22 protein-coding genes are annotated in these 24,356 nt (G+C 71.6%); 7 read left to right on the forward strand and 15 right to left on the reverse strand.

Features of this window, described 5'->3' with window-relative positions; genetic code table 11:
* Positions 1–315: a DUF5955 family protein gene (locus GA0115234_RS15225; protein ID WP_093541892.1), complete on the reverse strand. Its 315-nt coding sequence runs from the start codon at positions 313–315 to the stop codon at positions 1–3.
* A gap of 245 nt (positions 316–560) precedes the next feature.
* On the opposite strand from GA0115234_RS15225, the gene GA0115234_RS15230 reads away from it, so the two are divergent.
* Both GA0115234_RS15230 and aceB read left to right on the forward strand, forming a co-directional pair.
* On the forward strand, positions 561–1,166 hold the full coding sequence (locus tag GA0115234_RS15230) for a nucleotidyltransferase family protein (RefSeq protein ID WP_093541894.1): 606 nt from the start codon (positions 561–563) through the stop codon (positions 1,164–1,166).
* A 234-nt stretch (positions 1,167–1,400) separates the two neighbouring features.
* Positions 1,401–3,020, forward strand: a complete 1,620-nt coding sequence (gene aceB, locus GA0115234_RS15235) for a malate synthase A (RefSeq protein ID WP_093541895.1) — start codon at positions 1,401–1,403, stop codon at positions 3,018–3,020.
* Between the two features lie 73 nt (positions 3,021–3,093).
* On the opposite strand, the gene GA0115234_RS15240 is transcribed toward aceB, so the two are convergent.
* A complete protein-coding gene (locus tag GA0115234_RS15240; RefSeq protein ID WP_256088724.1) occupies positions 3,094–4,362 on the reverse strand; it encodes an extracellular solute-binding protein in 1,269 nt (422 codons plus the stop codon).
* A gap of 124 nt (positions 4,363–4,486) precedes the next feature.
* Here GA0115234_RS15240 and GA0115234_RS15245 point away from each other — a divergent pair, with 124 nt between their 5' ends.
* The gene (locus tag GA0115234_RS15245) at positions 4,487–5,101 is read left to right on the forward strand and encodes a TetR/AcrR family transcriptional regulator (protein WP_343335943.1); all 615 of its coding nucleotides are present in this window, start codon (positions 4,487–4,489) and stop codon (positions 5,099–5,101) included.
* Between the two features lie 73 nt (positions 5,102–5,174).
* Here the strand turns inward: GA0115234_RS15245 and GA0115234_RS15250 are convergent, their stop codons facing one another.
* On the reverse strand, positions 5,175–7,463 hold the full coding sequence (locus tag GA0115234_RS15250; protein ID WP_093541899.1) for a glycosyl hydrolase family 18 protein: 2,289 nt from the start codon (positions 7,461–7,463) through the stop codon (positions 5,175–5,177).
* 279 nt (positions 7,464–7,742) lie between these two features.
* Positions 7,743–8,735 carry a fibronectin type III domain-containing protein gene (locus GA0115234_RS15255; RefSeq protein ID WP_093541900.1) on the reverse strand — a complete coding sequence of 331 codons (993 nt, stop codon included), beginning with the start codon at positions 8,733–8,735 and terminating at the stop codon, positions 7,743–7,745.
* Between the two features lie 183 nt (positions 8,736–8,918).
* On the opposite strand from GA0115234_RS15255, the gene GA0115234_RS15260 reads away from it, so the two are divergent.
* Entirely contained in the window at positions 8,919–9,980 is a 1,062-nt protein-coding gene (locus GA0115234_RS15260) for an amidohydrolase family protein (RefSeq protein ID WP_093541902.1), read from the forward strand.
* A 133-nt stretch (positions 9,981–10,113) separates the two neighbouring features.
* Complete coding sequence (locus GA0115234_RS15265) at positions 10,114–10,719, forward strand: TIGR03086 family metal-binding protein (protein WP_093541903.1); 606 nt, start codon at positions 10,114–10,116, stop codon at positions 10,717–10,719.
* A gap of 169 nt (positions 10,720–10,888) precedes the next feature.
* Here the strand turns inward: GA0115234_RS15265 and GA0115234_RS15270 are convergent, their stop codons facing one another.
* Together GA0115234_RS15270 and GA0115234_RS15275 are read right to left on the reverse strand one after the other, a co-directional pair.
* Complete coding sequence (locus GA0115234_RS15270) at positions 10,889–13,018, reverse strand: hypothetical protein (protein ID WP_237541391.1); 2,130 nt, start codon at positions 13,016–13,018, stop codon at positions 10,889–10,891.
* 116 nt (positions 13,019–13,134) lie between these two features.
* Entirely contained in the window at positions 13,135–13,818 is a 684-nt protein-coding gene (locus GA0115234_RS15275; protein WP_093541907.1) for an alpha/beta fold hydrolase, read from the reverse strand.
* Between the two features lie 291 nt (positions 13,819–14,109).
* On the opposite strand from GA0115234_RS15275, the gene GA0115234_RS15280 reads away from it, so the two are divergent.
* The gene (locus GA0115234_RS15280) at positions 14,110–14,418 is read left to right on the forward strand and encodes an SH3 domain-containing protein (protein WP_093541909.1); all 309 of its coding nucleotides are present in this window, start codon (positions 14,110–14,112) and stop codon (positions 14,416–14,418) included.
* Positions 14,419–14,621: 203 nt separating this feature from the next.
* Positions 14,622–15,500 carry a chitosanase gene (locus GA0115234_RS15285; protein ID WP_093541910.1) on the forward strand — a complete coding sequence of 293 codons (879 nt, stop codon included), beginning with the start codon at positions 14,622–14,624 and terminating at the stop codon, positions 15,498–15,500.
* Between the two features lie 102 nt (positions 15,501–15,602).
* Here the strand turns inward: GA0115234_RS15285 and GA0115234_RS15290 are convergent, their stop codons facing one another.
* From GA0115234_RS15290 to GA0115234_RS15330, 9 genes are all read right to left on the reverse strand, one after another.
* A complete protein-coding gene (locus GA0115234_RS15290) occupies positions 15,603–17,051 on the reverse strand; it encodes a nucleobase:cation symporter-2 family protein (protein ID WP_093542379.1) in 1,449 nt (482 codons plus the stop codon).
* Positions 17,052–17,298: 247 nt separating this feature from the next.
* Complete coding sequence (locus GA0115234_RS15295; protein ID WP_093541912.1) at positions 17,299–18,690, reverse strand: 8-oxoguanine deaminase; 1,392 nt, start codon at positions 18,688–18,690, stop codon at positions 17,299–17,301.
* A 45-nt stretch (positions 18,691–18,735) separates the two neighbouring features.
* On the reverse strand, positions 18,736–20,133 hold the full coding sequence (locus tag GA0115234_RS15300; protein ID WP_093541914.1) for a nucleobase:cation symporter-2 family protein: 1,398 nt from the start codon (positions 20,131–20,133) through the stop codon (positions 18,736–18,738).
* A 67-nt stretch (positions 20,134–20,200) separates the two neighbouring features.
* Positions 20,201–21,148 carry a factor-independent urate hydroxylase gene (pucL, locus tag GA0115234_RS15305; RefSeq protein WP_093541916.1) on the reverse strand — a complete coding sequence of 316 codons (948 nt, stop codon included), beginning with the start codon at positions 21,146–21,148 and terminating at the stop codon, positions 20,201–20,203.
* Positions 21,149–21,153: 5 nt separating this feature from the next.
* A complete protein-coding gene (gene uraH, locus GA0115234_RS15310; RefSeq protein ID WP_202553739.1) occupies positions 21,154–21,546 on the reverse strand; it encodes a hydroxyisourate hydrolase in 393 nt (130 codons plus the stop codon).
* A gap of 5 nt (positions 21,547–21,551) precedes the next feature.
* Positions 21,552–22,061: a 2-oxo-4-hydroxy-4-carboxy-5-ureidoimidazoline decarboxylase gene (uraD, locus tag GA0115234_RS15315; RefSeq protein ID WP_093541918.1), complete on the reverse strand. Its 510-nt coding sequence runs from the start codon at positions 22,059–22,061 to the stop codon at positions 21,552–21,554.
* Between the two features lie 189 nt (positions 22,062–22,250).
* Positions 22,251–22,628, reverse strand: a complete 378-nt coding sequence (locus tag GA0115234_RS15320) for a helix-turn-helix domain-containing protein (protein ID WP_093541920.1) — start codon at positions 22,626–22,628, stop codon at positions 22,251–22,253.
* Complete coding sequence (locus GA0115234_RS15325; RefSeq protein WP_093541922.1) at positions 22,625–22,876, reverse strand: hypothetical protein; 252 nt, start codon at positions 22,874–22,876, stop codon at positions 22,625–22,627. The genes GA0115234_RS15320 and GA0115234_RS15325 overlap by 4 nt, the downstream gene beginning before the upstream one ends.
* Before the next feature lie 98 nt (positions 22,877–22,974).
* Complete coding sequence (locus GA0115234_RS15330; protein ID WP_093541924.1) at positions 22,975–24,171, reverse strand: lactonase family protein; 1,197 nt, start codon at positions 24,169–24,171, stop codon at positions 22,975–22,977.
* Positions 24,172–24,356 lie beyond the last annotated feature (185 nt).

The raw sequence follows: 24,356 nt of genomic DNA on the forward strand, positions 1-24,356 counted from the left end.
TCAGCCGCGCGGCGGCTCACCGAAGAGATCGACGGCGACCCGCACGTCCCTGAGCGCGGAGGCCAGGGCGCTCACCGAGCCGATCGCTCCGGCGATCAGCAGCAGCGAACGGCGCAGCCGGGGAATCTCGGGCGCACCGCCCGCCGCCATCGCGTCCAGCGCGGCCAGTTCGTCCTCGGCGATCCCCCGGTCCGGGAATTCGGCGGGATGCCCGGCCAGCTCGCGGCGGAGCCGGGAGACCGCCGTACGCAGTTCGGTCACCCGCGGATCCTCTCCGCTGCCGGTCACCCGCGTCTGCCCCACGCTTCGCAACAATGCACTCCCCCTCGCACATCCATGTGCCAGTGTTCCGGCCGGTCCCCACAGCGTGGTCAAGTAACCGGGCGTGCGCGCAAGTTAACGCCATGACAGGTGCCGAGCGCCACTCCACGGACCGAATTCGGGGTGTCCCGTACGGGTGATCCGTATGTCTCCCGGTGGACGCCGCACCCGCCTGTGCCCGCCCGCGCCCGCTTGAGCGAAGGGTGCGCGTCCGGGGGCCGTTGGGGTATCCAGACCGCATGACTCCCACCACACCAGCTCCCCGGATCGCCGGACTGCTGCTCGCCGCAGGCGGCGGACGGCGGCTCGGCGGACGCCCCAAGGCCCTGCTCGAACACCGCGGCCGTCCCCTGGTCGAGCACGCGGTACGGGTACTGCGGGACGGTGGCTGCGGTGCCGTCCATGTCGTCCTGGGCGCCGCCGCGGACGAGGTCCGGGCCCGCGCCGACCTCGGCGGCTGCGAGGTGACCGTCAACCCCGGGTGGACCGAGGGCATGGGCTCCTCGCTGCGGGCGGGGCTCGGGTCGCTGACCGGCACCGGCGCGGACGCGGCACTCGTCCTGCTGGTCGACCAGCCGGGCATCGGCGCGGACGCGGTGGCACGGGTGCGTTCGGCGTACCGCTCCCGGACCGGGATCGCGGCCGCCGCCTACGGCGGGGAACGCGGCCATCCGGTGCTGTTCGGGGCGGAGCTGTGGGCGGAGATCGCGGCGGGGGCGGTGGGCGACCAGGGCGCTCGGGCCTATCTGCGGGCGCACCGCGATGCGATCACGCTCGTCGAGTGTTCCGATGTGGCTCAGGCGTACGACATCGACACGGTGGAGGACCTGAAGCACCTCGGGTGACCGGACTGGCACGCTGCGCCAGCATCGCACCACTTCTGTCGACCCGGAGAATCTCGACATCAACAAACCATTGAACTTCCACCATGAGGAAACTACTATCCACTGGTCAGAAGCCCTCTGCACTGCGGACGGCTTCCACGCCCGTATCCCGGAGCCCTGGCACGCCGTGCCATTTCAGGCGACCCGGCGGCCGTGAGACGCCGCCCGCACCGCCCGCTGAAGGAGTGACAGCTCATGTCCGCACCAGCGCCGTCCCCGCTGGCCATCGTCGATGCCGAGCCCCTGCCCCGGCAGGAGGAGGTCCTGACCGACGCGGCCCTCGCGTTCGTGGCCGAGCTGCACCGGCAGTTCACGCCCCGCCGTGACGAGCTGCTCGCCCGCCGCGGCGAGCGCCGCGCCGAGATCGCCCGTACGTCCACGCTGGACTTCCTGCCCGAGACGGCGGCGATCCGCGCGGACGACTCCTGGAAGGTCGCCCCGGCCCCGGCCGCGCTGAACGACCGCCGGGTGGAGATCACCGGTCCGACCGACCGCAAGATGACCATCAACGCCCTGAACTCGGGCGCGAAGGTCTGGCTCGCCGACTTCGAGGACGCCTCCGCCCCCACCTGGGAGAACGTCGTCCTCGGCCAGCTCAACCTGATCGACGCGTACACCCGCTCCATCGACTTCACGGACCCGAAGTCCGGCAAGTCGTACGCCCTGAAGCCCGCCGACGAGCTCGCCACGGTCGTCACCCGCCCCCGCGGCTGGCATCTGAACGAGCGCCACCTCCAGCTCGACGGCACCCCGGTGCCCGGCGCGCTGGTCGACTTCGGCCTGTACTTCTTCCACAACGCCCAACGCCTCATCGATCTCGGCAAGGGCCCGTACTTCTACCTCCCGAAGACGGAGTCGCATCTGGAGGCCCGCCTCTGGAACGACATCTTCGTCTTCGCCCAGGACTACGTCGGCATCCCGCAGGGCACGGTCCGCGCGACCGTCCTGATCGAGACGATCACCGCCGCGTACGAGATGGAGGAGATCCTCTACGAGCTCCGCGACCACGCCTCCGGGCTGAACGCGGGACGCTGGGACTACCTCTTCTCCATCGTCAAGAACTTCCGTGACGGCGGCTCCAAGTTCGTGCTGCCGGACCGCAACGCGGTGACGATGACCGCCCCGTTCATGCGCGCGTACACCGAACTGCTCGTCCGGACCTGCCACAAGCGCGGCGCGCACGCCATCGGCGGCATGGCCGCCTTCATCCCGTCCCGCCGGGACGCCGAGGTCAACAAGGTCGCCTTCGAGAAGGTCAAGGCCGACAAGGACCGCGAGGCGCACGACGGCTTCGACGGCTCCTGGGTCGCCCACCCGGACCTGGTCCCGATCGCCATGGCCTCCTTCGACGCGGTCCTCGGCGAGAAGCCGAACCAGAAGGAGCGGCTGCGCGAGGACGTCTCGGTGGCCGCCGGCGACCTGATCGCCATCGACACCCTGGACGCCAGGCCCACCTACGAGGGCCTGCGCAACGCCGTCGCGGTCGGCATCCGTTACATCGAGGCCTGGCTGCGCGGCATGGGCGCGGTCGCCATCTTCAACCTGATGGAGGACGCGGCCACCGCGGAGATCTCCCGCTCGCAGATCTGGCAGTGGATCAACGCGGACGTGGTCTTCGAGAACGGCGAACACGCCACTGCGGAACTGGCCCGTACGGTCGCGGCCGAGGAACTCGCCGCGATCCGCGCCGAGATCGGCGACGAGGCCTTCGCCGCCGGCAGGTGGCAGCAGGCCCACGACCTGCTGCTCCAGGTCTCCCTGGACCAGGACTACGCGGACTTCCTGACGCTGCCGGCGTACGAGCAGCTGGGCTGAGCCCCGCACCACCGAAACCGATACGCCTCTGCCCCCGGCACCGCACAGCGCCGGGGGCAGAGGTGTGCGGTCCTCAGGAGGTCGCCGCCTCCATGTCCGCCTTGACGGCCGACTCGTCGAGCGAGGTGAGCACGGACCGGGGGTCGCCGCCCTTCGTCACCGCCTGGCTCATATCGGTGCGGATCGTGCCCCGGACGGCGGGCCAGGAACGCATGTTGACCGGGGCGAACTGGGCGTTCGACAGCTGCTCGATGAAGGGCGAGAGCGGCTGTTCGGCAGGGGTTCCGGTCGCCGCGTCGGAGGCGGAGTACGTCACGGGCAGCGCGGACTGGCTGCCGCCGTAGGTCAGGGCGGACTTCCCGCTGTAGAGGAACGAGAGGAAGGTGCCGCACTCCTTGCGGTGGTCGTTGCGCCGGAACGCCATCAGCCAGTCGCTGATCCCCACCGGAGGGGCGGCCCCGCCGTCCTTCTTGGGGAACGCGGCGTGCGCGTAAGGGAGTTTGGCCTGGCCGGCCGCGCCCATCAGCATGGGGTGGGCGATCATCATGCCGATCTCGCCCCGCAGGAACTGGGTGTACGCGTCGGTCCGGTTGAGCTTCGCGGGGTCGGAACCGGCCAGCCCCCCGGCGACCAGCTCGTCCCGCAGCCAGGCCAGGGCCTCGGCGTTCTCCGGCTTCATGAAGTCGTATTCCCCGAGCTCCCCCGTGTAGCCGCCGCCGGCCGCGAGGAACCAGGACAGGGCCTCGTCCTCGGCCGCCTCGGGGCCGAACTGGAGCCCGTACGGCGTCTTCACACCGATCGCCTTCAGCGCCTGGGCGGCCGCCCGCAGTTCGTCCCAGGACGTGGGGGCGCCGCTGACGCGGGCCCGCCGGAACAGCTCCTTGTTGTAGAAGAGCCGGGGCGTGCTGGCCAGGAACGGGATGCCGTAGGTGGCGTCGTCGACCGTGCCCGCGTCGGTGAAGGACCGGATGAAGTCGGCCTGGGTGGCGATGTCGAACAGCTGGGTCATGTCGTGGAGACGGCCGTCCTCGGCGTACGGCGCGAAGACGTTCGACTGCGCGATGTCGGGCGCCCTGCCCTCCTCCACCCGCTGGGCGAGCGTCTTGTCGATCTTGGTGTAGGAGACCCGCTCCAGCTCGATCCTGATCCCGGCGTGCTGCTTCTCGAACGTGGCGACGACGTCGTCCCACTGGTCGCCGAGCGAAGCGCCGATGCTCTTGTCGTAACTGGCCACGAGCAGGTGGAGCTTCACCTCCTTGCTCGTCGAGCAGCCGGTGAGCCCCATCGCGGCCGTGGCGCCGGCGAGGCCGGCCGTCTGAAGAAGGAATTGCCGCCGACGCACCGCTCTTGCCACCTCTTGCTAGCCCAACACATTCGTTTGTGGCAGATTCTGCCACATGGGCAATAACTGCCTTCCGGACGTGGTGACTCCAGGGCATAACCTGATCCGCATGCAAGGTGGCTCGTTGACCGAGCGGCGCAAGGCCGCCACCCGACTGGATATCGCCCGTACCGCGGCGGCGCTCTTCGTGGAACACGGCCTGCGCACCACGCGCGCCGAGGACATCGCGCGCGCCGCGGGCGTCGCCCCGCGCACCTTCTACCGCTATTTCGCGACGAAGGAGGAGGCCATCACCCCGCTGCTCTCCGTGGGGGCCCGGCAGTGGGTGGAGGCGGTCCGGGACGCCCCGGGCGCCCTGCCGGTGCCGGAGGCGCTGCGGCACGCGGCGGCGCGCGCGCTGACCCCGGCGCCCGGCGACACGGCGGCCTCGGAGTCGCTGGAGTGGGTGCGGTCGCTGCTGCGGATGGCGGCGGACAGCCCGGCCCTCCAGTCGGTGTGGAACGACGCGTGCCACGACGCGGACGCCACCCTGGCCGTGGTGCTCGCGGCGCGCGCCGGACTCGCGGACGGAGCGGGCTCGCTGGAGATCCGGCTGCTGGCCGGGGTCGCCGGCGCGGCGGTGCGGGCGGCGGTGGAGACCTGGGCGGCCGGCGACGCCCCGGCGACGGGACCGGAGGGACCCGCGGCGCTGGCGGAGCGCTGCCTGACCTCGGCGGAGGGCACGCTGAGGGGATGCTGATCCCCGGTGCCGCACCACCGGTCCGCGCGGCCTCCGCGGGCGCGCGGACCGGTGGTGCGGCGTACCGCTCCGGCTACTTCAGGCCGGTGTCGAGCGCGTTGAGCAGGGTTCCCTGCGGGGTGTCTCCGGACATCTCCCAGACCATGACGCCCAGCAGCCCCTTGGACTTCACGTAGTCGGTCTTCTTGCCGATGGACCAGGTGTCGTCGAAGGACCACCACTGGTTGCCGGTGTAGCCGTACGTCGACACCGACTGCTCGTCATGGTGGACCGTCATCGTCGGGTACGCGCCGATGAGGTTGGCGTAGCCGCGGGTACCGGCCTCCTCGGCGAACTGGCCGGGAGCGGCGCCGCCCGCGCTCTGCCATTCACCGGCGGCCCCGCCGTCCACGACGTTCTGCCAGCCCCGGCCGTAGAACGGGATGCCGAGGGTCAGCTTGCGGGGCTCGACGCCCGCGTCGGTGTACGCCTTGATGGCGGTGTCGGCGCTGAAGTGGAAGTCGTAGGGGTCCTGGTCGTCCGTGTAGAGGTTGGCCTGGTGGCCGGTGCGGTCCGGCTCCCAGGAGTTGTCGCTGCCGGAGCCGTGGAAGTCGTAGCCCTGGACGTTCGCCACGTCGAGGGAGTCGAAGACCTTGGCCAGGTCCCAGCCGTCGCCGATCTTCTGCGGGTCGGCGGGGGTGAAGGCGGTGAGGAGGCGGTGTCCGCCGCCGAGGGCGTCCATCTGCTTGCGGAACTCGGCGAGCAGCAGGGTCAGGTTGCCCTTGTCGTCGGGCGAGTAGTGGTTGCCGGGGTGCCCTGTGCCCGTACCCGGCCATTCCCAGTCGATGTCGAAGCCGTCGAAGATCCCGGCGGCGGTGCCGGGGCCGCCCGCGCCGTTGTACGCGGGCAGGTTGCCCTTGATGTACATGTCGATGCAGGAGGAGACGAACTTCTTGCGGGAGGCGTCGGTGGCCGCCACGTCGGAGAAGTACTTCGAGTACGTCCAGCCCCCGAGCGAGACCACGATCTTCAGGTTCGGGTGGAGCTTCTTGAGCTTCTTCAGCTGGTTGAAGTTTCCGCGCAGTGTGCCCCAGCCGTCGTCCGCGACGCCGTCGACGGACTGGGCGGCGCTGAACGGGCGTGCGTAGTCGGCGTCCGCGTCACCGGCGCCGGTGCCCTGCTCGGGGTCCTCCGGGTCGGCGGTGGTGCCCTTGGTGACACCGTTCAGGCAGGTGAGGTTGTTGGGGTCGATGTTGGCGAAGGCGTAGTTGATGATGTCGAGCTTGTCGGCGGCACCCGAGTCGTGGAGGTTCTTGACGAAGTACTGGCGGCCGTAGATGCCCCACTGGACGAAGTAGCCGACCTTGGCGTAGTTGCCCGCGCCGACGATGTCGTCGGTCTTCACCGTGAGCGCGTTGGCGGCCGGGGAGGCGTTGTCCGCCGCGTCACGGGCCTTGACGGTGAAGGTGTACGAGGTCGAGGGCGAGAGGCCGCCGATGGTGGCGGTGGTCGTGGTGCCCGAGACCGTGGTGGCCAGTGCCCCGTCCCGGTAGATGTCGTAGGCGGCGACGCGCTGGTTGTCCGTCGCGGCGGTCCAGGCCAGGGTGACGGACGAGGAGTCGGTCGCCGTGGCGTGCAGCGCGCCCGGCGCGGTGGGCGGGGAGGTGTCGGTGGCCGGGTCGACGGTGGTGACGGCCAGCGGGGCACTCTCGGCGGAGGTGTTGCCCCGGGTGTCCTTGGCCCGGACCGTGAAGGAGTAGGCGGTCGCCGGGGTCAGACCGGTGACCGTGGCGGAGGTCGTCGCGGTGGCCGAGCCCACCACCTTGCCGCCCGCCAGGATGTCGTACGACGCCACGGGGAAGTCGCCCGCCGTGGCCGCCGTCCAGGACAGCGACGCGGTGCGGGCGGTGACGTCGGTCTGCTTCAGCCCGGCGGGGGCGCCCGGGGGCGCGTCCGCGGAGCCGTCGCACTTGTCGCCGTTGATCCGGCAGCCGGTCGGTGCCGTGATCGGCCCGGTCGCGACGAACCAGAAGCTGTACGGCTCGCTGGTGCCGTGCGCGGCGACGGTCCCGTTGTAGTGGGCGTTGACCGCCGTGATGTGGCTGCCCTGGGTGGTGACCGTGCCGTTGTAGGAGGTGTCGATCGCGACCCCGGACGGCAGGTCGAATTCGAGGCTCCAGCCGGTCACGGCGGTGTCGGTGTCGTTGTGCAGGACGTAGGTCCCCTTCCACCACGACCCGTTGTCGGCCGAGGTGAAGGTGGCCGTCAGCTTGCCCGCCGCGTGGGCGGGTGCGGCCTGGAGCGAAAGCAGCGCGAGGAGCAGCCCGAGAACGGCGAGGAGGGCGGTCGCCGTTCTCCGTCTGAAGGTCATGTGCTCGAACATGGATTTCTCCCTTGGGGCAGGGACCGGTGAGGCGGTCCTGAGGGGGAGCGGGATTCCGTGGTGCCATGGAGCACACGGGAACCTAAGAGGTCTGGACCAACTCGTCAATAGGTACAGACCAATCACACGCAAAGTCCGCCACCCCGGACCGACCGGCCCCTGAGCCCCCGAACTCGCCGGGTGCCGAACCCCGGGCTCGTCGGATGCCGGACATCCGGACCGGCCGGGTGCCGGATCGCCCGAGTCCGGGATCGCCCGCCCCTCGCCCCGCCGGGTGCGTCAGCCGCCGAGGACGACCGTGCGCTGGGCCGAGAAGTCGCCCCACTTCCCGTCGGGCAGCTTGGCGCGGATCTTCATCGAGTAGCGGGTACCGCGCGGATCACCGACGGTGAGGCGGTAACTCGCCCGGCCCGCGGGCGGGGTGGCGCCCCATACGATCGTGGTGGTCAGCCGGCCGCCGATGAAGAGCTGGTACGCGGGGATCTCGCCGCCCGTCTCCGGCTGCCTCCAGTCCAGGTCGATGGCGTACTCCTTGCCCTGGACCCGGTTGCTGATCCGCAGATCGGTGGGGGCGGTGCCCGCCGGGGCGCCCGGCGCGGAGCGGGTGGTGAGATCGATGGCGTTGCTGTCCGGCGAGGAGGTGTCGGCGGCGTCGCGGGCACGGACGGTGAAGGTGTAGACGGTGCCCGGACGCAGTCCGGTCAGATGTGCCGTGGTCCGCGTGCCGGGCACGCTGTGGATCCGGGAGTCCTCCTGGTAGATGTCGTACGAGGTCACGCCGATGTCGTCCGTCGAGCCTCCCCAGGAGAGGTTCACCGCCCGGCTGCCGTCCACCGTGCCGCGCAGCCTCACCGGGCGGGTCGGCGCCTCGTGGTCGGCCGGGGTCGGGGCGGGCGTGGTGACGCTCACGGCGGCGCTCGGCGCGGAGAGGTTGCCGGCGGCGTCACGGGCGCGAACGGTGAAGCTGTACGCGGTGGAGGCGGTCAGCCCGTCCACGTCGATCATCACCTTGGCCGCCGGGACGGACCGGACCCGCTTCCCCTGGCGGTAGATCTCGTAGCCGGTGACCGCCCGGTCGTCGGTGGACCGCTCCCACATCACGTGCACGGACGTGGCGCTGCTCGCCTGGGCCGTCACATGACCCGGCACGGTCGGCTTGTGGGTATCGGCCTCGGGGCCGGAGTCGCAGGCGGTGAGCGCGGCGAGGAGCAGGGCGGCGGAACAGGCCAACGCGGCGGTTGCGTGGGGGCGTTGCACGGTCGTGCCTTCCATCCGGCAGCAATGGTCCAGACCTGTATCGCATGGTGCGGGGGTCGCCGACAAGGGGGTGGAGCGGAACCTTCCGCAATATGCCGATGTGTGCGAGGGCCCGGCGGCCTTCCTGTGCGTCCCCGCCCGTCCCAGTGCGTGCCGGCCGGTCACCGGCGGGTCTCCGAGGTGGCGTACGGTCGGCCGATGCTGTGCATACGAGGAGTTGTACTGCCCGAGCGCGAGGAGCGTACGTTCTGGATCGACGGCGAGGTGCTCCGCGCGGGCCCGCCGCCCGGCGGGCCCGCCGGGCGGGACACGGAGACGGTCGTGGACGGCGGCTGGCTGCTGCCCGGTCTCGTCGATGTGCACACGCACCCGGGCGCGCTGGAGCCGGGCTCGCCGTTCGACGAGGCGTTGCTGCGCAGGCAGTTGGGCGAGCACCGGGACGCCGGCGTGCTCGCGGTGCGCACCCCCGGCACCGCGCAGCGGATGCCCGCGTGGGTGGCTGAGGACCCGGAACTGCCCCGGGTCACGTCGGCGGGGCGGTGGCTGGCCACACCCGGCCGGTTCTTCCCCGGCTTCGGACGCGATGTGAGCGAGGCCGAGCTGGTGCGGGCGGCCGTGGAGGAGGCGACCGCCTCCTCGGGATGGTGCAAGGTCATCAGTGACTGGGCCGCCGACGAACCCGCCCTGCCGCTCCCGCTGTTGACCTCGGTGGTGGCGGCGGTGCACGCGGCGGGCGGCAAGGTGGCGGTGCACTGCCAGACCGCCGAGGGCAGCCGCAATGCCGTACTGGCGGGCGCCGACAGCCTCGAACACGGCATGCATCTCGACCCGGCCCTGCTGGACCGGATGGCCGCGCAGGGCACGGCGCTCGTGCCGACGCTGAGCGTCTTCGGCGCCGGGGCGGACGCGATGCGGGCACGGGAACCGAGCGTGCGCCGGGACCTGTGGCTGGCCGGCTGGGACAGCATGCTCGACACCGTGCGCGCGGCCCATGAGGCGAAGGTGACGGTGCTGGCGGGGACGGACTCCTTCCCTTGCGGGACGGTCGCGGGCGAGATGGAATGGCTGGTACGGGCCGGTCTGTCGGCCCATGCGGCCCTCGGTGCCGCGTCCTGGACGGCACGGGCCTGGCTCGGTCTGCCGGGCCTCGTGGACGGCGCACCCGCCGATGTCGTCGCCTATCCGACCGACCCGACCCTGGACCCGGACGCGCTGAACCACCCGGGCCGGATCGTGCTCCGTGGACGCGTCGTGCGGTGAGCGACGAGTTCGGGGAAGCGACCAGTTCGGGGCGCGACGAGTCCGAGGAGCGACGGGTTCGAGAAGCGACGCGTCCGAGGAGCAACGGGTTCGGGAAGCGATGAGTTCGGGGAGCGGGAGGAGTCAGCACTGTATGGACACGCACACGGAAACCACTCCCACGATCGATCTGGAACCCGCGGCGCGGCGGATCGCCGCCCTGCTCGACGGCATCGACGAACAGCAGCTGGACGGTCCGACGCCCTGCCCCGACTACGCGGTACGCGAGCTGCTCGCCCACGTGGCCGGGCTCGGCGCGGCATTCCGCGAGGCGGCGCGCAAGAACTTCGGCCCGGTGACCGACACCGCCCCGGACGCGAAGCTTCCGGTCCTCGCCGACAACTGGCGCGAAGCGCTGCCGCCCCTGCTGGAAGAGCTGGTGACGGCCTGGCGCGATCCTGCCGCCGGGCAGGGCATGACCAGGGCGGGCGGCGTGGATCTGCCGGGTGAGGTGGCGCTGCTGGTCGTGCTGGACGAGCTGGTGATCCACGGCTGGGACCTGGCCCGGTCGACCGGTCGGCACTACGAGGCGGACGAGGCCAGCCTTCGTATCGCGCTGGAGATGCTGACCCCCGGTGACGGCAAGCCCCGGGCGGACACCATCTTCGGGCCGCCGGTCCCGGTCCCGGCCGACGCTCCTCTCCTCGACCGGGCCGTCGCGATGAGCGGCCGCCGCCCGGACTGGAAGCCGGGCGACTGAGCGGTGCGCGCGAAGTGCGGTGATCCGGTGGGGAGCCGCGAGCGGTGCTCCGGTGGGGGCCGTGAGCGGTGCCCCGTGGTGCTCCGGTCGGTCAGCGGTGAGTACGACGGGGCCGCGCGACGCTGAACCGGTGGGCGACCGGTGACGGCACCGCCCGTCGCTCCCCCGCTCAGCTCAGCGTGCGCACCGCCTCGCGTGCCTGCTCCCGCAGCCGTTCATCGGCATGGGGTATCCCCGACGCCACACCCGAGGACCTCACCCGGAGGTCCCGTTCCGCCAGAGCGGTCAGTCGGCGGCGATGGTCCTCGGTGAGGGCGCCGCGGCCGAGGACGACGAGGGCCTCCAGCGCGGTCACCGCGTCGGCGTCGGCCTCCGCGGCATCCAGGAGCAGGCCGGCCGCGCGCGGGCGGTCGAGCGATTCGGGCGCGATGGCGTGCAGAGCGAGCACCGCGGCCGGCGTCCTCAGCCCGCCGGTGAGCAGGCCCTCCAGCGCGGGGACCAGCGGTCGGGCCTCGGCGCCGATGGCGGCCGCGGCCCTCGCGGCCCGGACGGCCGTCCAGCCCGTCCACTCCTCGTCGAGCCGCGCGAACACATCGGCCAGCACCGGCACCGTCTCCTCCGCCCGGCCGGTGATCCGCCACAGCGCCGAGACGATCGCGATGTCGCCGTCCAGCTGCGGAACGCTGCGCCCGTCCCCCGGGCCGCCGAGCGCGGACCGCAGCGCGGGCACCAGCTCCGCCGCCTCCGGGCCGAGCTCGGCGGCCAGGTCCGCGGCCTCCCGTACGGCATGACCGCCACGGGCGCATTGCGCGGCGACGGCCGCCGACAGCGGGCCGGTCTCCCCCGTCAGTCCGCGCACCGCCCGGGCCGCGGGGAGCCGGCCCTCCTCGGGCCCGGAACGGGCGGCCGTGGTCAGCAGCTCCGCCGTCGCCGCGCGGTGCTCCGGTGGGCAGACCGCGGCCAGTGCCCTCGGCAGGGCCGCCGGGAGTCGCGGCAGCGCGGACCGCAGCTCGGGCAGCGCGGCCGATGCCCGGCTCCCCCACGCCACCAGCAGGGAGGCGAGCCGGACGGGCTCGTAGGTGTCGAGGCCGTCGGCGCCCAGCCGGGTACGGATCGCGTCCAGCAACGCGGAGTCGTACGGGAACGAGGTCTCGGACGTACCGCCGGTCAGGAATCCGCAGGCCGCACCGAGCGCACGTGGGCGCCGTCCCAGGTCGCGGGCGAGGAGCGGCGCGGCCCGCTCGGGGGCCACCGCCACGAGCGCTTCCAGCGCACGGTCCGCCGGGTCGCCCTCGCCTTCGGCGAGCAGGGCCAGCGCCGGAGCGGCCGCCGCGGCCCGGGGCCCCAGCTTCATGAGCAGCGCATACGCCCCGGGCACCTCGGCGGGGTCGGCCGACAGCATCGGCACGGCACCGGCCAGCCGTTCCGGCGCGCCGCGCGACAGCAGGCAGGCCTCCTCGGCCGCCCACAGAGCCTCCTCCCGCGCCCCGGTGACCGTACTGCGCAGGGCGGCGTCCAGCAGGGTGTACGCGGCCTCGCGGTCCGCGTCGGTGTCGCGGAGCAGCAGTGCTTCGACGACGTACTGCAGCGGTTCGCCGTGCTCCAGGTCCAGCCTGCCCTCGACGAGGCCGTTGGCGGGCAGGAGGGACAGCATCGCCCCGTGGTGCGCCCGCTCCCAGGGCGCTCCGCCGTCCACGCAGGCCAGCAGTGCCGCGAACCGCACCTCGGCGGGCTCGTCCGCGCCGAGGGCAGCGGCCGCGGCGGCGGCCGTACCCGCCGGGTCCAGATGTGCCAGGGCGCCGAGGAGTTCGGCCCGCACCCCGGGATCCGTCTCGGTCCCCCCGCGCGGGCGGAGCACCGGCAGCACTCTTTCAGCCGCGCCGGTCATCGCGGCGGCCCAGACGGCGGCCCGTCGGAGCCCCGGGTCCTCGGCGTCGACCGTCGCGAGGAGCAGCGGCAACTGATCGACGACGGCCGCCCGGCAGGCCGCCTCGTCGCCGTCGCCGTCGTCCGCGCCGCCCTCCGCTATCCCGCCGAGCAGCACCAGCAGGTCCTCCGTGCGGTACCCGGCTCCGGCGAGCCGCGCGAGGTACGGCACGGCGCGGGCCGTGGCCCCGTACACCGAGCCCTGGTGCAGGATGCTGCCGTACAGCTCGGACACCGCCTCGGACGCGGCGTCCTCGCTCTCCCCCGCGAGGGCCCGCAGGAGGTCGGGGACGTCGGCCGCGCTCCCGTAGGCGTGCTGGAGATCCGCCCAGGGCTGGGCGTCGACGTCGGCGAGGAACCGTGTGAGATCCATGCGAAGGATCATGGCACCGGGCACTGACAACACCGCTCCGGGCCGCCGGTCCCCGGCCTGTCATCGGCCGGTCGTCGGCCGCGCCGGACGGCCCCCGGACAGGCCCTCGGCGGGCCTCAGCTGGTGAAGAACTCCGTGATCTGCTGGGCGACCTGGTCGGGGTGGACCTCGTGCACCCGGTGGCCGCCCCCGATCGTGATCAGCCGGCAGTCCGGGATCATCGAGGCCATGTCCTGCAGGCGGCCCTGGGGCATGGTGGACTCCGGACCGCCCGCGATCATCAGTGTCGGCGCGACGATCTCGCCGAGGCCGGCCGCCCACGCCGGGTCGGGGTCGGCCATCTCGGCCCGGACGGGAGCCACGACGGCCCGGTCGTAGTCCACCGGGCCCTCCGGCTCGGCGGCGGGCCTCGGCTCGCTCGGGAACGGCGGCGGGGTCTCCACGAGCGCCAGCCGCTCCACCCGGTCCGCGTGCTCCTGGGCGAGCAGATGGGCGACGACACCGCCCATGGAGTGGCCGACCAGGCCGACCCGGTCGAGCTCGCACTCGTCCAGGAAGCCGAGGACGTCGTCCCGCATCAGCTCGCAGGAGTACTCGTCCGGCCAGTCGCTCTCGCCGTGACCGCGCAGGTCCAGGGCGTACACCCGCCACTCCTCGCCGAGCAGGGCACCGACCGCCTCCCAGCTCGCGGCCGAGCCGCCGAGGCCGTGCAGCAGAACCACGGGCGAGCCGAAGGGGTCGCCCCAGGTCCGGTACGCCAGACGTACGTCGCCGACATCCACTACAGACTGATCTTCCATACCCATGACGCTACAGGCGCACGGGAGCGGATCGTTCCGCCGCCTCCCGACGACCGCCGTACGGCTCGCGCCCGGCGCCCATTGCCGGATCGACGCCCACGCAAACCCATGATCGGCGGGCGCGGGAAGCGTCCGCCCCGCCCCCGCGCACGCCGGTGCGTACCGCATATGACCAGCGCCTTCGCTCCTGCCCGAAGACCGATCCGGACCCGTGACCAGGCGGTCGGCGGCTCCGTTGGGGCCGGTGTACGGCTCACGCCGACGTGGGCCGGAAACGGAGGAGAAAGCCACATGATGAAGAAGATGATGCTGGCCGCGATGGTGCTGACCGCCGGTCTCGGGCTGGCCGTGAGCCCTGCCGCCCAGGCCGCGCAGAGCCCCGCCGCCGTGCAGGCCGTGAAGGCACCCGCAGCGGTCTGCACCGTCAACGACAACGGGGTGAACTTCCGCGGCGGGCCGGGCACCGACTACCCGGTCCTCGGGACGGTGAACCGGGGTCAGAACCTGAACTACCGAGGTCAGCAGGGCAACTGGATCATGGGTGACCTGTGGGGCGGCCCCACGGGCGTCTGGATCCACGTGGCCTACCTCGACTGCTGAGTCTCAGCGCCCCGGTCCGCCTCGCGGCCCCGCCGCACCGCCCGCCCCGGCCCCGCATCGCGCGTTCGCGCGGTGCGGGGCCTCTCGTGTTCCGGGTGAACTTCTCAACTCCTCGTTGCCGGAGGGGTGTACGGCCACCCTCCACTCTGATAGGAAAGCTTCCTAACAGACCGTCGGAACGAAGAACTCCCCTTGGAGGACTGGTGCACGCTCCCCATAAGCGCGCCGCACGTCGCAACACCCGCCCCGTGCGCCTCACGGTCATCGCGGTCGGACTGGCCCTCACGGCCATTCCCGTCACCGCTTACGCCGGTGGCCTCACACACCAGGCGGCCCCTCGACCGGCGGAAGCGGCCCCCCGGGCCGCCGCCGCGACCGGGCTGGAGGATCCGGCGAAGAAGGAGATCGCCATGCAACTGGTCTCCAGCGCCGAGAACTCCTCCCTCAACTGGAAGTCCCAGTACAAGTACATCGAGGACATCGACGACGACCGCGGCTACACCGGCGGCATCATCGGTTTCTGTTCCGGAACGGGCGACATGCTCGACCTCGTCGAGCTGTACACCGAGCGCAAGCCCGACAACGTCCTCGCGAAGTACCTCCCCGCGCTGCGGAAGGTCAACGGCACCCCCTCGCACAGCGGTCTCGACCCGAACTTCACCAAGGACTGGGCGAAGGCCGCTTCCGACTCGGCGTTCAAGAAGGCGCAGGACGACGAGCGGGACCGGGTGTACTTCAACCCGGCCGTCAAGCAGGGCAAGGCCGACGGCATCGGCACGCTGGGCCAGTTCGCGTACTACGACGCCATCGTCATGCACGGTGACGGCGACGACAGCACCGGCTTCAGCGCCATCCGCAAGCGGGCCCTCTCGAAGGCGAAGCCGCCGTCCCAGGGCGGCAACGAGACCACGTACCTCAACGCCTTCCTCGACGCCCGTGTCTGGGCGATGAAGCAGGAGGAGGCCCACGAGGACACCAGCCGGGTGGACACCGCCCAGCGGGTCTTCCTGAAGAAGGGCAACCTGAACCTGGACCCGCCGCTCGACTGGAAGGTCTACGGCGACAGCTACCACATCGGCTGACGCACCCGGGCGACATGACCGTGGCGCGTACGGCGGCCCTCACGGGTGCCGCCGTACGCGCCACAGTGCTGTACCGGCCCGTATCCGACAGGGCCGGTCGGCTCAGTGCGCGGCCACCGGGTCCGCGGCCGCGGGGCTCTGCTCCCGCTCCGAGGGTTCCGGCTCCGGCTTCCCGCCGAGGTGGTTGAAGGCCAGGTTGAGCACGATCGCCACCACGCAGCCGGTCGAGATCCCGGAGTCCAGGACGACCAGCAGGTCCTTCGGGAACGAGTGGTAGAACTCCGGCGCGGCGATCGGGATCAGGCCGATGCCCACGGCCGCGGCGACGATCAGCGCGTTCTCGCCCTTCTCCAGCGCGGCGGTGGCCAGGGTCTGGATGCCGCTGGCGGCGACCGAACCGAAGAGCACGATGCCCGCGCCGCCGAGGACCGGCAGCGGGACGAGCGCGATGACGGACGCCGCTACGGGGACCAGTCCGAGCACGATCAGGATGCCGCCGCCGGCGGCCACCACGAAGCGGCTGCGGACCTTCGTCATCGCGACCAGACCGATGTTCTGGGCGAAGGCACTGCACATGAAACCGTTGAAGAGCGGGCTGATGGCGCTGCCCAGGGTGTCGGCGCGCAGACCGCCCTCGATGGTCCGCTCGTCCGCCGGCCGGTCGACGATCCTGCCGAGCGCGAGCATGTCCGCGGTGGACTCGGTCATGCAGACCAGCATCACGATGCTCATCGAGACGATCGCGGCGATCTCGAACTGCGGCGCGCCGAAGTGGAACGGCGTCGGGAAGCCGATCGGGTCGGCGTCCTTGATGGCTCCGAAGTCGGTGATGCCGACCGGGATCGCGATCAGGGTGCCGACGATCAGCCCGAGCAGGATGGCGATCTGCTGGAGGAATCCGCGCAGCAGTTTGCGCAGTGCGAGGACGATCACCAGGGTCACCGCGGCCATGGTGATGTTGGTCGTGGAGCCGTAGTCGGCGGCCTTGGCGTTGCCGCCCTGGGACCAGTTGAAGGCGACCGGCAGCAGGGAGACACCGATCAGGGTGATCACGGTGCCGGTGACCACGGGCGGGAAGAAGCGGACCAGTTTGCAGAAGTACGGGGCCAGCAGGAAGCCGATCAGGCTGGCGACGATGATCGCGCCGAAGATGACGGCGATGCCGTCGTGCCCGCGGTCCTTGCCGATCGCCACCATCGGGGTGACCCCGGCGAACGAGACCCCGTTGACGAACGGCAGCCGGGCGCCGATCCGCCAGAAGCCGAGGGTCTGGAGCAGGGTGGCGATGCCCGCGGTGAACAGGCTCGCCCCCATCAGGAAGGCGGTCTCCTTGGGGCTGAGGCCCACGGCGGGCCCCACGATCATCGGCGGGGCCACCACGCCCGCGTACATCGCGGCCACGTGCTGGAGGCCACTGGTGAACATCTTCAGCGGGGGAAGTGTTTCGTCGACCGGATGTTTCCGGTCCGTCGAGGCCGACTCGGGGGCGAGGTGGGGATCGGCATCGGATGCTGCGTCTGCGTCGTTGCGAAACCTGGGCGTAGCTGCCACGGCGGTTCCTCCGGTCGGGTGCACGTCTGCGGTGACGTGGGTGTCAGGGAGGTGGTGCATGTGGGGCGTTGAAGCAGGTGGGGCAGGTCGTGCAGCTGGTGCGGGCAGCTTGGTAGCGCCGACGCGGGGGCGCGTACGGGTGAGTACGCGCCCCCGTGCCGGTTGCCGCGGGCCCCGCTCGGGTCCACGGCGGCCGGCCGAGGGCCGTCCCCCTCGGCCGGCCGGTCTCGGGGGTGTCGCGGGAGTGTCAGGCTCCGGCGGCGATCCGGGCGAGGCGGCGGGCCTCGTCGCGGGTGGCGCGGGCGATGGCGTCCTCGTCCGCGGTGATCAGGTGGTTGTCCTCGACGACCGGCTTGCCGTCGACCAGCGAGAGAGTGACGGGGGCCGCCGCGCCGAAGACGAGTGCGGTCACCGGGTCGGCGATGGAGGCGTGGGCGAGGGTGTCGAGCTTCCAGAGCACGAGGTCGGCGAGCTTGCCCGGTTCCAGGGAGCCGATCTGGTCGGTGCGGCCGAGCACCCGGGCGCCGCCGTGGGTGCCCAGGCGCAGGGCCTGGCGTGCGTCCAGGGCCTTCTCGCGGTGGGCGCCGAGGCGGTTGATGAGGAGGGCGTTGCGCAGCTCGGTGTGGAGCTCGCCGGACTCGTTGGAGGCGGTGCCGTCGACGCCGAGGCCGACCGGGACACCGGCGGCGAGCATGTCGGGGACCCGGGCGATGCCCGCGGCGAGCCGGGCGTTGGACGAGGGGCAGTGCGCGACGCCGGTTCCGGTACGGGCGAAGGCGGCGATGTCGGAGTCGTTCATGTGGACGCAGTGCGCCATCCACACGTCGTCGCCGAGCCAGCCGGTGGACTCGAAGTATTCGGTCGGCCCCATCCCGAACAGCTCGTGGCAGAACTTCTCCTCCTCCACCGTCTCCGAGCCATGGGTGTGCATGCGCACTCCCTTGCGGCGGGCCAACTCTGCGCCCTGGCGCAGCAGTTCGGTGGAGATGGAGAACGGGGAGCAGGGTGCGGCGGCGATCTGGGTCATCGAGTCGAACGACGCGTCGTGGTGTGCGTCGATGGTCGCCTCGGTGCCGGCGAGCGCACCGTCGAGGGTCTCCACCGCGAAGTCCGGCGGCAGTCCGCCGTCCTTGACGCTGCGGTCCATGGACCCGCGGGCGAGGGTGAACCGTACGCCCATGTCGCGGGCGGCCCCGATGATGGCGCCGGACAGGTCGCCGGATCCGCGCGGGTAGACGTAGTGGTGGTCCATGGCGGTGGTGACACCGCCGCGGGCCATCATGGCGAGCGAGCCCTGGGCGGCGGCGCGGACCATCGGCTCGTCGATGCGTGCCCAGGTCGGGTAGAGGGCGACCAGCCAGTCGAAGAGGTTGTGGTCGGTGGCCATGCCCCGGGTGATCCACTGGTAGAAGTGGTGGTGGGTGTTGATCAGGCCGGGGGTCGCCAGGTGTCCGGTGCCGTCGATGCGGCGTACGACGTTCTGGAGGCCCTGGGGGGCCGGGCCCGCGCCGATGGACTCGATCCTGTTGCCCGCGACGACGAGATGGCCCGAGGCGTACTCGGTGTCGTGGGCGTCGACCGTGGCGATGGCCACGTTCTCGATGACGATGCGTGATACGGGGTCTGCCGAGGGTGCCATGGTGCTTCCTTCCGGAGGGAGTGGCGGTGCGGGCACGGCAGGACCCTAGGAGGATTTGAGTGCCGGGGCGGACGCGCCGCCCCGGGTGCCGAGATGGTGGAAGAAGAGGTTCAGCGCCACGGCGACCAGGGCGCCCGCGCTGATGCCGGAGCCGAGCACGGTCTGTGCCCAAGCCGGGAAGTCGGCGTAGAAGGTGGGCGCGGCGAGCGGGATGATGCCCGCGCCGAGCGAGACGGCCACCAGGATGATGTTGGAGCTGTCGTCGAGGCCGGCCTCCGAGAGCGTACGGATGCCGCTGACCGCGATGGAGCCGAAGAGGACGATGCCCGCACCGCCGAGGACCGGCATCGGCACCGTGGAGACCACCGCGCCGAGCACCGGGAAGACGCCGAGGACCAGGAGTGCGCCTCCCGCGGCGGCGACGACGTAGCGGCTGCGGACCTTGGTCAGCGAGACGACTCCGACGTTCTGCGCGAAGGCGGAGGTGGGGAAGCCGCCGAAGACCGGGCCGAGGAGGGTGGCGAGGCCGTCGGTGCGCAGGCCCCGGGTGATGGTCCTGCCGTCGGTCTCGCGCCCGCAGATCTCGCCGATGGCGAGCATTCCGGCGCTGGACTCCGTCATCAGGACGAGGGTCACCAGGCAGAGCGAGATGATCGCGGCGGGCTGGAACTCGGGCGCGCCGAAGGCGAAGGGGGTCGGCAGCGCGGCGACCGGGGCCGAGCCGAGCGCCCCGAAGTCCGCCATGCCGAACGGGATCGCGGCCAGGGTGCCGATCAACAGGCCCAGCAGCAGGGCGACTTGTCTGACGAAGCCGCGGCCGAAGCGCTGGATCAGCAGGATGACGACCAGGGTGAAGGCGGCGAGTGCCAGGTACTTCATGCTTCCGAAGTCGGCGGCGGTCTTGTCGCCGCCCTGCGCCCAGGCGACGGGTACCGGCATCAGGGTCACTCCGATGAGGGTGATGACGACGCCGGTGACGAGCGGCGGGAAGAACCGCAGGAGCTTGCCGAAGAACGGCCCGATGGCGAGACAGAAGACGCCCGCGACCATCACCGCGCCGTAGATGGCGGGGAGTTGATCGCCCGTGGCGTTGGTCTCGGCGATGGCGAGCATCGGCGCGATACCGGCCGAGGAGGCGGCGTTGACGAAGGGCAGCCGGTTGCCGACGAAGCCCTTGACCCCGAGGGTCTGCAGGAGGGTGGCCACACCGGCGATGAGCAGACTCGCGGCGATGAGCCGGGTCTGGCCCGCGGTGTCGAGGCGGACGGCCTGGCCGATGATGAGCGGGGGCGTGACCACACCCGCGTACATGGCGGCGATGTGCTGGAGCGCGGCGGGGACGAGCCGCGAGGGGTGGAGCTTCTGGTCGACCGGGTGGACCTCGGGTCCACCCGGTGCGGTGGAACACGGGCCTTCTGCCGGCCCTTGTGCAGGCGTTGCCATGGCTGGTTGTTCCCTCCGGTGTGGCGCATCCCCGCCGACTGCGGGCGGCGGGGATGCGCGCCCCGCGTCAGAGGTTGGTCATGTCGACCGGGATGTGCGGCTCGCAGCCGTCGCGCAGGATGGTGGCCTCGATCAGGCCGTAGGGGCGGTCGGCGGCGTAGTACACGGCGCCGTCCTTGGCTTCGTTCTCCAGCCCGAAGGCGGAGAGGTCCTGCCGGAAGTGGTGCTTGTTGGGGGCGGAGAAGCGGATCTCGTCGATCTCGCTGCGGTTGTTGATGACCCGCGAACCCATCTGGTACAGCGTCTGCTGGAGCGAGAGCGAGTACGTCTCCACGAACGCCTGCAGGATGTGCTTCCTGGACTGCTCGTAGGACTTCTCCCACTGCGGCATGCGCTGGTCGTCACTGGTCCAGTTGTGCCGCCACCACGTCGACAGGGAGGTGGCGAGGATACGGTCGTAGTCCTCCTGGAGCGTCGTGTACTTGTCCTTGATGTAGCCCCAGAACTCGGAGTTCGTGGAGTTCATCACGGTCAGGTCCTTGAGCCCGGACAGGACTTCGAACTTCGCACCCCCGTCGCCTCCGGCGGAGTACGTGATCTGGGCGAGGCGGGTCTCCTGGCCCTTGCGGACGAAGGAGTGCTTGACCTCGTCGGCACCGATGAACCTGGAGTTGCCGTCGGAGCCGGCGATCCGCTCCCAGGCGTACTCCTCGATGCGGATGCGCGCGCGGTGGATCGAGGGCTGGCTGTCCACGAAGTGCCGGGCGAGGTGGATGCCGTACCGCTCGGCCGACTCGATGCCGTACTCCTTGGCGAACGCGAAGCAGGTGTTCTTCGTGGTGTCCGTCGGGAGGCAGTGGGCGTTGGAGCCGTTGTAGTGGACGTCGTCCAGGTCGCCGGAGAGGGCGACGGAGACGTTCAGGTCCTTGATGTGGTGGGTGTCGCCGTCCCTCGTGATCTTGACGACGCGGTTCTCTGCTTTGCCGTACTGGTTCTGGCCGAGAATCGTGGGCATGTCTGCTAGTTCCCTCGGTAAACGGAGTAGCCGAACGGGTTGAGCAGCAGCGGTACGTGGTAGTGCTCGCCCGGTACGACGGCGAAGGTGATCGCCACTTCCGGGAAGAACGCACCGCTGTCCCTTACGCGGGGGGCGTCCTGCTGCGCCTCGGCTTGCTTCTTGGCTGCGAAGTACGCCTCGGTCTCGAAGTCGAGACGTACATGGGTGGTGCCCTCCGGCAGTGCCGGCAGATCCTTGCATCGCCCGTCCGTGTCGGTCGCCGACCCGCCGAGTGTCACCCAGGGCGCGTCGCCGCCGCTGCGGGCGGCGAGCGTAATGGCGACGGCCGGCGCGGGGCGGCCGATGCTGGTGTCCAGGATGTGCGTGGACACCGATGCGGTGGTGTCGGTGCTCAAGACCGTCACTCTCCTTCGGTTACGAGACGGGTCAGCCGGATACGGTTGATCTTGCCCAGTTCGGTGCGCACGATCTCGCGCTCCTGCTCGGGCGGGTTCCCGATCCGGGACTTCACCGCGTCGCGCATCTGCTCACCGGTGGCCCCGGTGGCGCAGATCAGGAAGACGTGTCCGAACCGCTCCTGGTAGGCCAGGTTCAGTTCGAGCATCTCGGCCTTGAGTTCCTCGGTGGCGCCGGCCATCCCCCGCTGTTCGCGGGAGGAGGCCGGGTCTCCGGGCTTCGGGCGGCCGATCGGCGGGTGACCGGCCATCGCGTCGGCCAGATCCTGTTCGGTCAGTGCGGCCGTGGCGGCGTCACTGGCGCGGAGGAGGGCTTCCGCGGTGGCGTACGGGCGTCGGGAGAGGATCGCTCTTCCCCATGCCGTACTGGCGCACACCTCGTGCAAGGCGGTGGTGGCCTCGCCGTCCGCCAGGGTGTTGAACCGGGTGAGGCCCGGCGTGGAGCTCGAAGTCACGGGAGCCTCCGTGGCTGCTTTCGCTGTGCGTTTTCGCTTCGCTTCGGTCGGGCTGCGGATAGCTAACGCCCTCCACAACACCACGTCAACACTTTGTTGAAATTACGCGAATGTAAAAAGCCGTCGCCCGGTACTCCGGACGACAGCCCTCCGCGATCTTCCACGGCGTTCGCTCGACTACGGCCTCAACTACTCGCCTTTGGCGGCATTTTCCCTGTTCAGGTAGTTGTAGACGGTGAAGCGGCTGACGCCCAGCGCGCCCGCCACCGTCTCCACGCCGTGCCGCACCGAGAAGGCACCACGTGCCTCCAGGGTCCGCACCACCGACTGCTTGGTCCGGCGGTCGAGCTCGGCCAGCGGCATGCCGTGCCGGCGCTCCATGGCGGCCAGGATGTGATCCAGCGACTCGGAGAGCTGGGGCAGCCGTACGGCTATGACGTCCTCGCCCTCCCAGGCCAGCACGACGTCGTCGGGCTGGGCCTCGTCGGGCCCGAGCAGCTCGGCCCCCATGGCGTCGACGAGCGGCTTGACCGCGGCGACGAGCGGGTGGTCCGCCGGTTCGGTCACTGGGAGCCCTCCCCGATCACATTGACCTGGAGGGACACCCGAGTGGCACCCGATGCCAGGGCCCGGCGCAGCAGGGAGTCCACCGCGGTGAGCACCTCGTCCGCGCCGCCCTCCGCCGTGTTGCCGAAGGGGCCGACGTCCACGGCGTCCAGGTCGGCCGCCTGGATGACCTCGCGGGCCACGACCGCGTGGGCGGGCGCCTCGTCGAGATCGAAGGGCTCGGTGGTGAACTCCACTCTCAAGCGCACTGTGCCTCCCTCATGCGTTCGCCACGCGGCCTTACGGCCCGCGGCTCGGGCCTGACCCTAACGGACCCGCGCCGGGGCCGTCGGGCGGCGGATCCGGCTCAGTTCCCGGCCGGGGGCGCGCCCGGGTCCGGCAGTACGCAGACGGCGACCGGCGCGGGGAACGCCCGGCCGACACGGCTCAGGCCGCCGTCGCGGGCGCCGACCCGGAAGGCGGTCACCGTGCTCGATCTCTGGTTGGCCGCGAAGAGCAGCCCGCCGTCGGGCGAGAAGGCGATCTGCCGGGGGAAGTCGCCGCCGACGGGCACGGTGTCGAGCAGCCGCAGCACGGCCCCGTCCTCCTCGACGGCGTAGCGCGTCAGGCTGTTGTGCCCCCGGTTGGCGAGGTAGGCGAACCGGCCGTCGCCGGTGACCAGGAACTGCGCCGGATAGCTGGTTCCCGCGCCGGTCCCGGTGGGCTGCGGGGCGCCCGGGGAGAGCGTGCCGGTGGCCGGGTCGTAGCCGCAGACGACCGCGGTGTTGTCCACCTCGCAGGCCAGGTAGGCGAAGCGGCCACCGGGGTGGAAGGTGAGGTGCCGGGGTCCTGCACCGGGGCGCAGCGCCGCGCGGGAGACCTCGCCGAGCGTGCCGCGCATCTCGTCCAGCCGGTGCGTGTACACGGTGTCGTTGCCGAGGTCCACGGCGAGGATGTGGTCGCCGTCGGGGCCGGTGATGACCTGGTGGGCGTGCGGCCCGTCCTGGCCGGGGCCGGGCGGCGGGGTGGTGTGGGTGACCAGGTCCGTGCGCTCCCCCAGTGAGCCGTCGTCCCGGACGGGGTGCACCGCGACGCTGCCCGAGGTGTAGTTCGCGGAGAGCAGCCACCGTCCGGTGGGGTGGACGGACAGATGGGTGGGCCCGGCCCCGCCCGTGCTCCGCGTCCCCAGCACCCGGTGGCCGCCGTCCGCCGACAGGGCCACGGCGGTCACCCCGCCCGCGTCCTGTTCGTCCACCGCGTAGACCGTGGTGCCGGAGGGATGCGCGGCCAGGTACGAGGGGTTGGCCACGCCCGTGATCACGGGACCGGCGGCGATCGCCCCGGTGGCGGGGTCGTAGGAGGCCGTCCCGATCCCGGTGCCGCCGCCCTCGGCCGAGGTGTACGTGCCGAGCAGCAGTCGCCCGGTGGTGCGCGGGCGCCGGGCGGCCACGGGAGCCGGATCCGGTACGGGCTCCCGGGAGCCGGGCCGTGCGGGAGCCGCCGACAGGGCGGCACCGGCGAGGAGCGCGCCGAGGACGGCGCGTCGGCTGGTGGCGTGGTTCATGCGGGGCACCTCGCGTGGGGGTCGGCTGCATCGGACGCACCGGCAACCCTGGCCCGCCCCGGACCCGCTCGGCAACCGGCCCAATTGGGGCTCACCTCGCACAACCCGCGCGAAGGCGCCGGGACCGAATTCCGGGCACCCCCTTGACAGCTTCCACACCTCCGGGCAATCTTCCGTTACGTAGA

Source organism: Streptomyces sp. DvalAA-43, from assembly GCF_900091725.1.
In the GTDB taxonomy this organism is placed as follows: domain Bacteria; phylum Actinomycetota; class Actinomycetes; order Streptomycetales; family Streptomycetaceae; genus Streptomyces; species Streptomyces pulveraceus.

Bases quoted from the DNA above. Each gene is read 5' to 3' on its own strand.
- GA0115234_RS15230 (WP_093541894.1), top strand. From the start codon at position 561: ATGACTCCCACCACACCAGCTCCCCGGATCGCCGGACTGCTGCTCGCC.
- aceB (WP_093541895.1), top strand. From the start codon at position 1,401: ATGTCCGCACCAGCGCCGTCCCCGCTGGCCATCGTCGATGCCGAGCCC.
- GA0115234_RS15250 (WP_093541899.1), bottom strand. From the start codon at position 7,463: ATGTTCGAGCACATGACCTTCAGACGGAGAACGGCGACCGCCCTCCTC.
- GA0115234_RS15255 (WP_093541900.1), bottom strand. From the start codon at position 8,735: ATGGAAGGCACGACCGTGCAACGCCCCCACGCAACCGCCGCGTTGGCC.
- GA0115234_RS15260 (WP_093541902.1), top strand. From the start codon at position 8,919: ATGCTGTGCATACGAGGAGTTGTACTGCCCGAGCGCGAGGAGCGTACG.
- GA0115234_RS15265 (WP_093541903.1), top strand. From the start codon at position 10,114: ATGGACACGCACACGGAAACCACTCCCACGATCGATCTGGAACCCGCG.
- GA0115234_RS15270 (WP_237541391.1), bottom strand. From the start codon at position 13,018: ATGGATCTCACACGGTTCCTCGCCGACGTCGACGCCCAGCCCTGGGCG.
- GA0115234_RS15275 (WP_093541907.1), bottom strand. From the start codon at position 13,818: ATGGAAGATCAGTCTGTAGTGGATGTCGGCGACGTACGTCTGGCGTAC.
- GA0115234_RS15280 (WP_093541909.1), top strand. From the start codon at position 14,110: ATGATGAAGAAGATGATGCTGGCCGCGATGGTGCTGACCGCCGGTCTC.
- GA0115234_RS15295 (WP_093541912.1), bottom strand. From the start codon at position 18,690: ATGGCACCCTCGGCAGACCCCGTATCACGCATCGTCATCGAGAACGTG.
- GA0115234_RS15300 (WP_093541914.1), bottom strand. From the start codon at position 20,133: ATGGCAACGCCTGCACAAGGGCCGGCAGAAGGCCCGTGTTCCACCGCA.
- pucL (WP_093541916.1), bottom strand. From the start codon at position 21,148: ATGCCCACGATTCTCGGCCAGAACCAGTACGGCAAAGCAGAGAACCGC.
- GA0115234_RS15330 (WP_093541924.1), bottom strand. From the start codon at position 24,171: ATGAACCACGCCACCAGCCGACGCGCCGTCCTCGGCGCGCTCCTCGCC.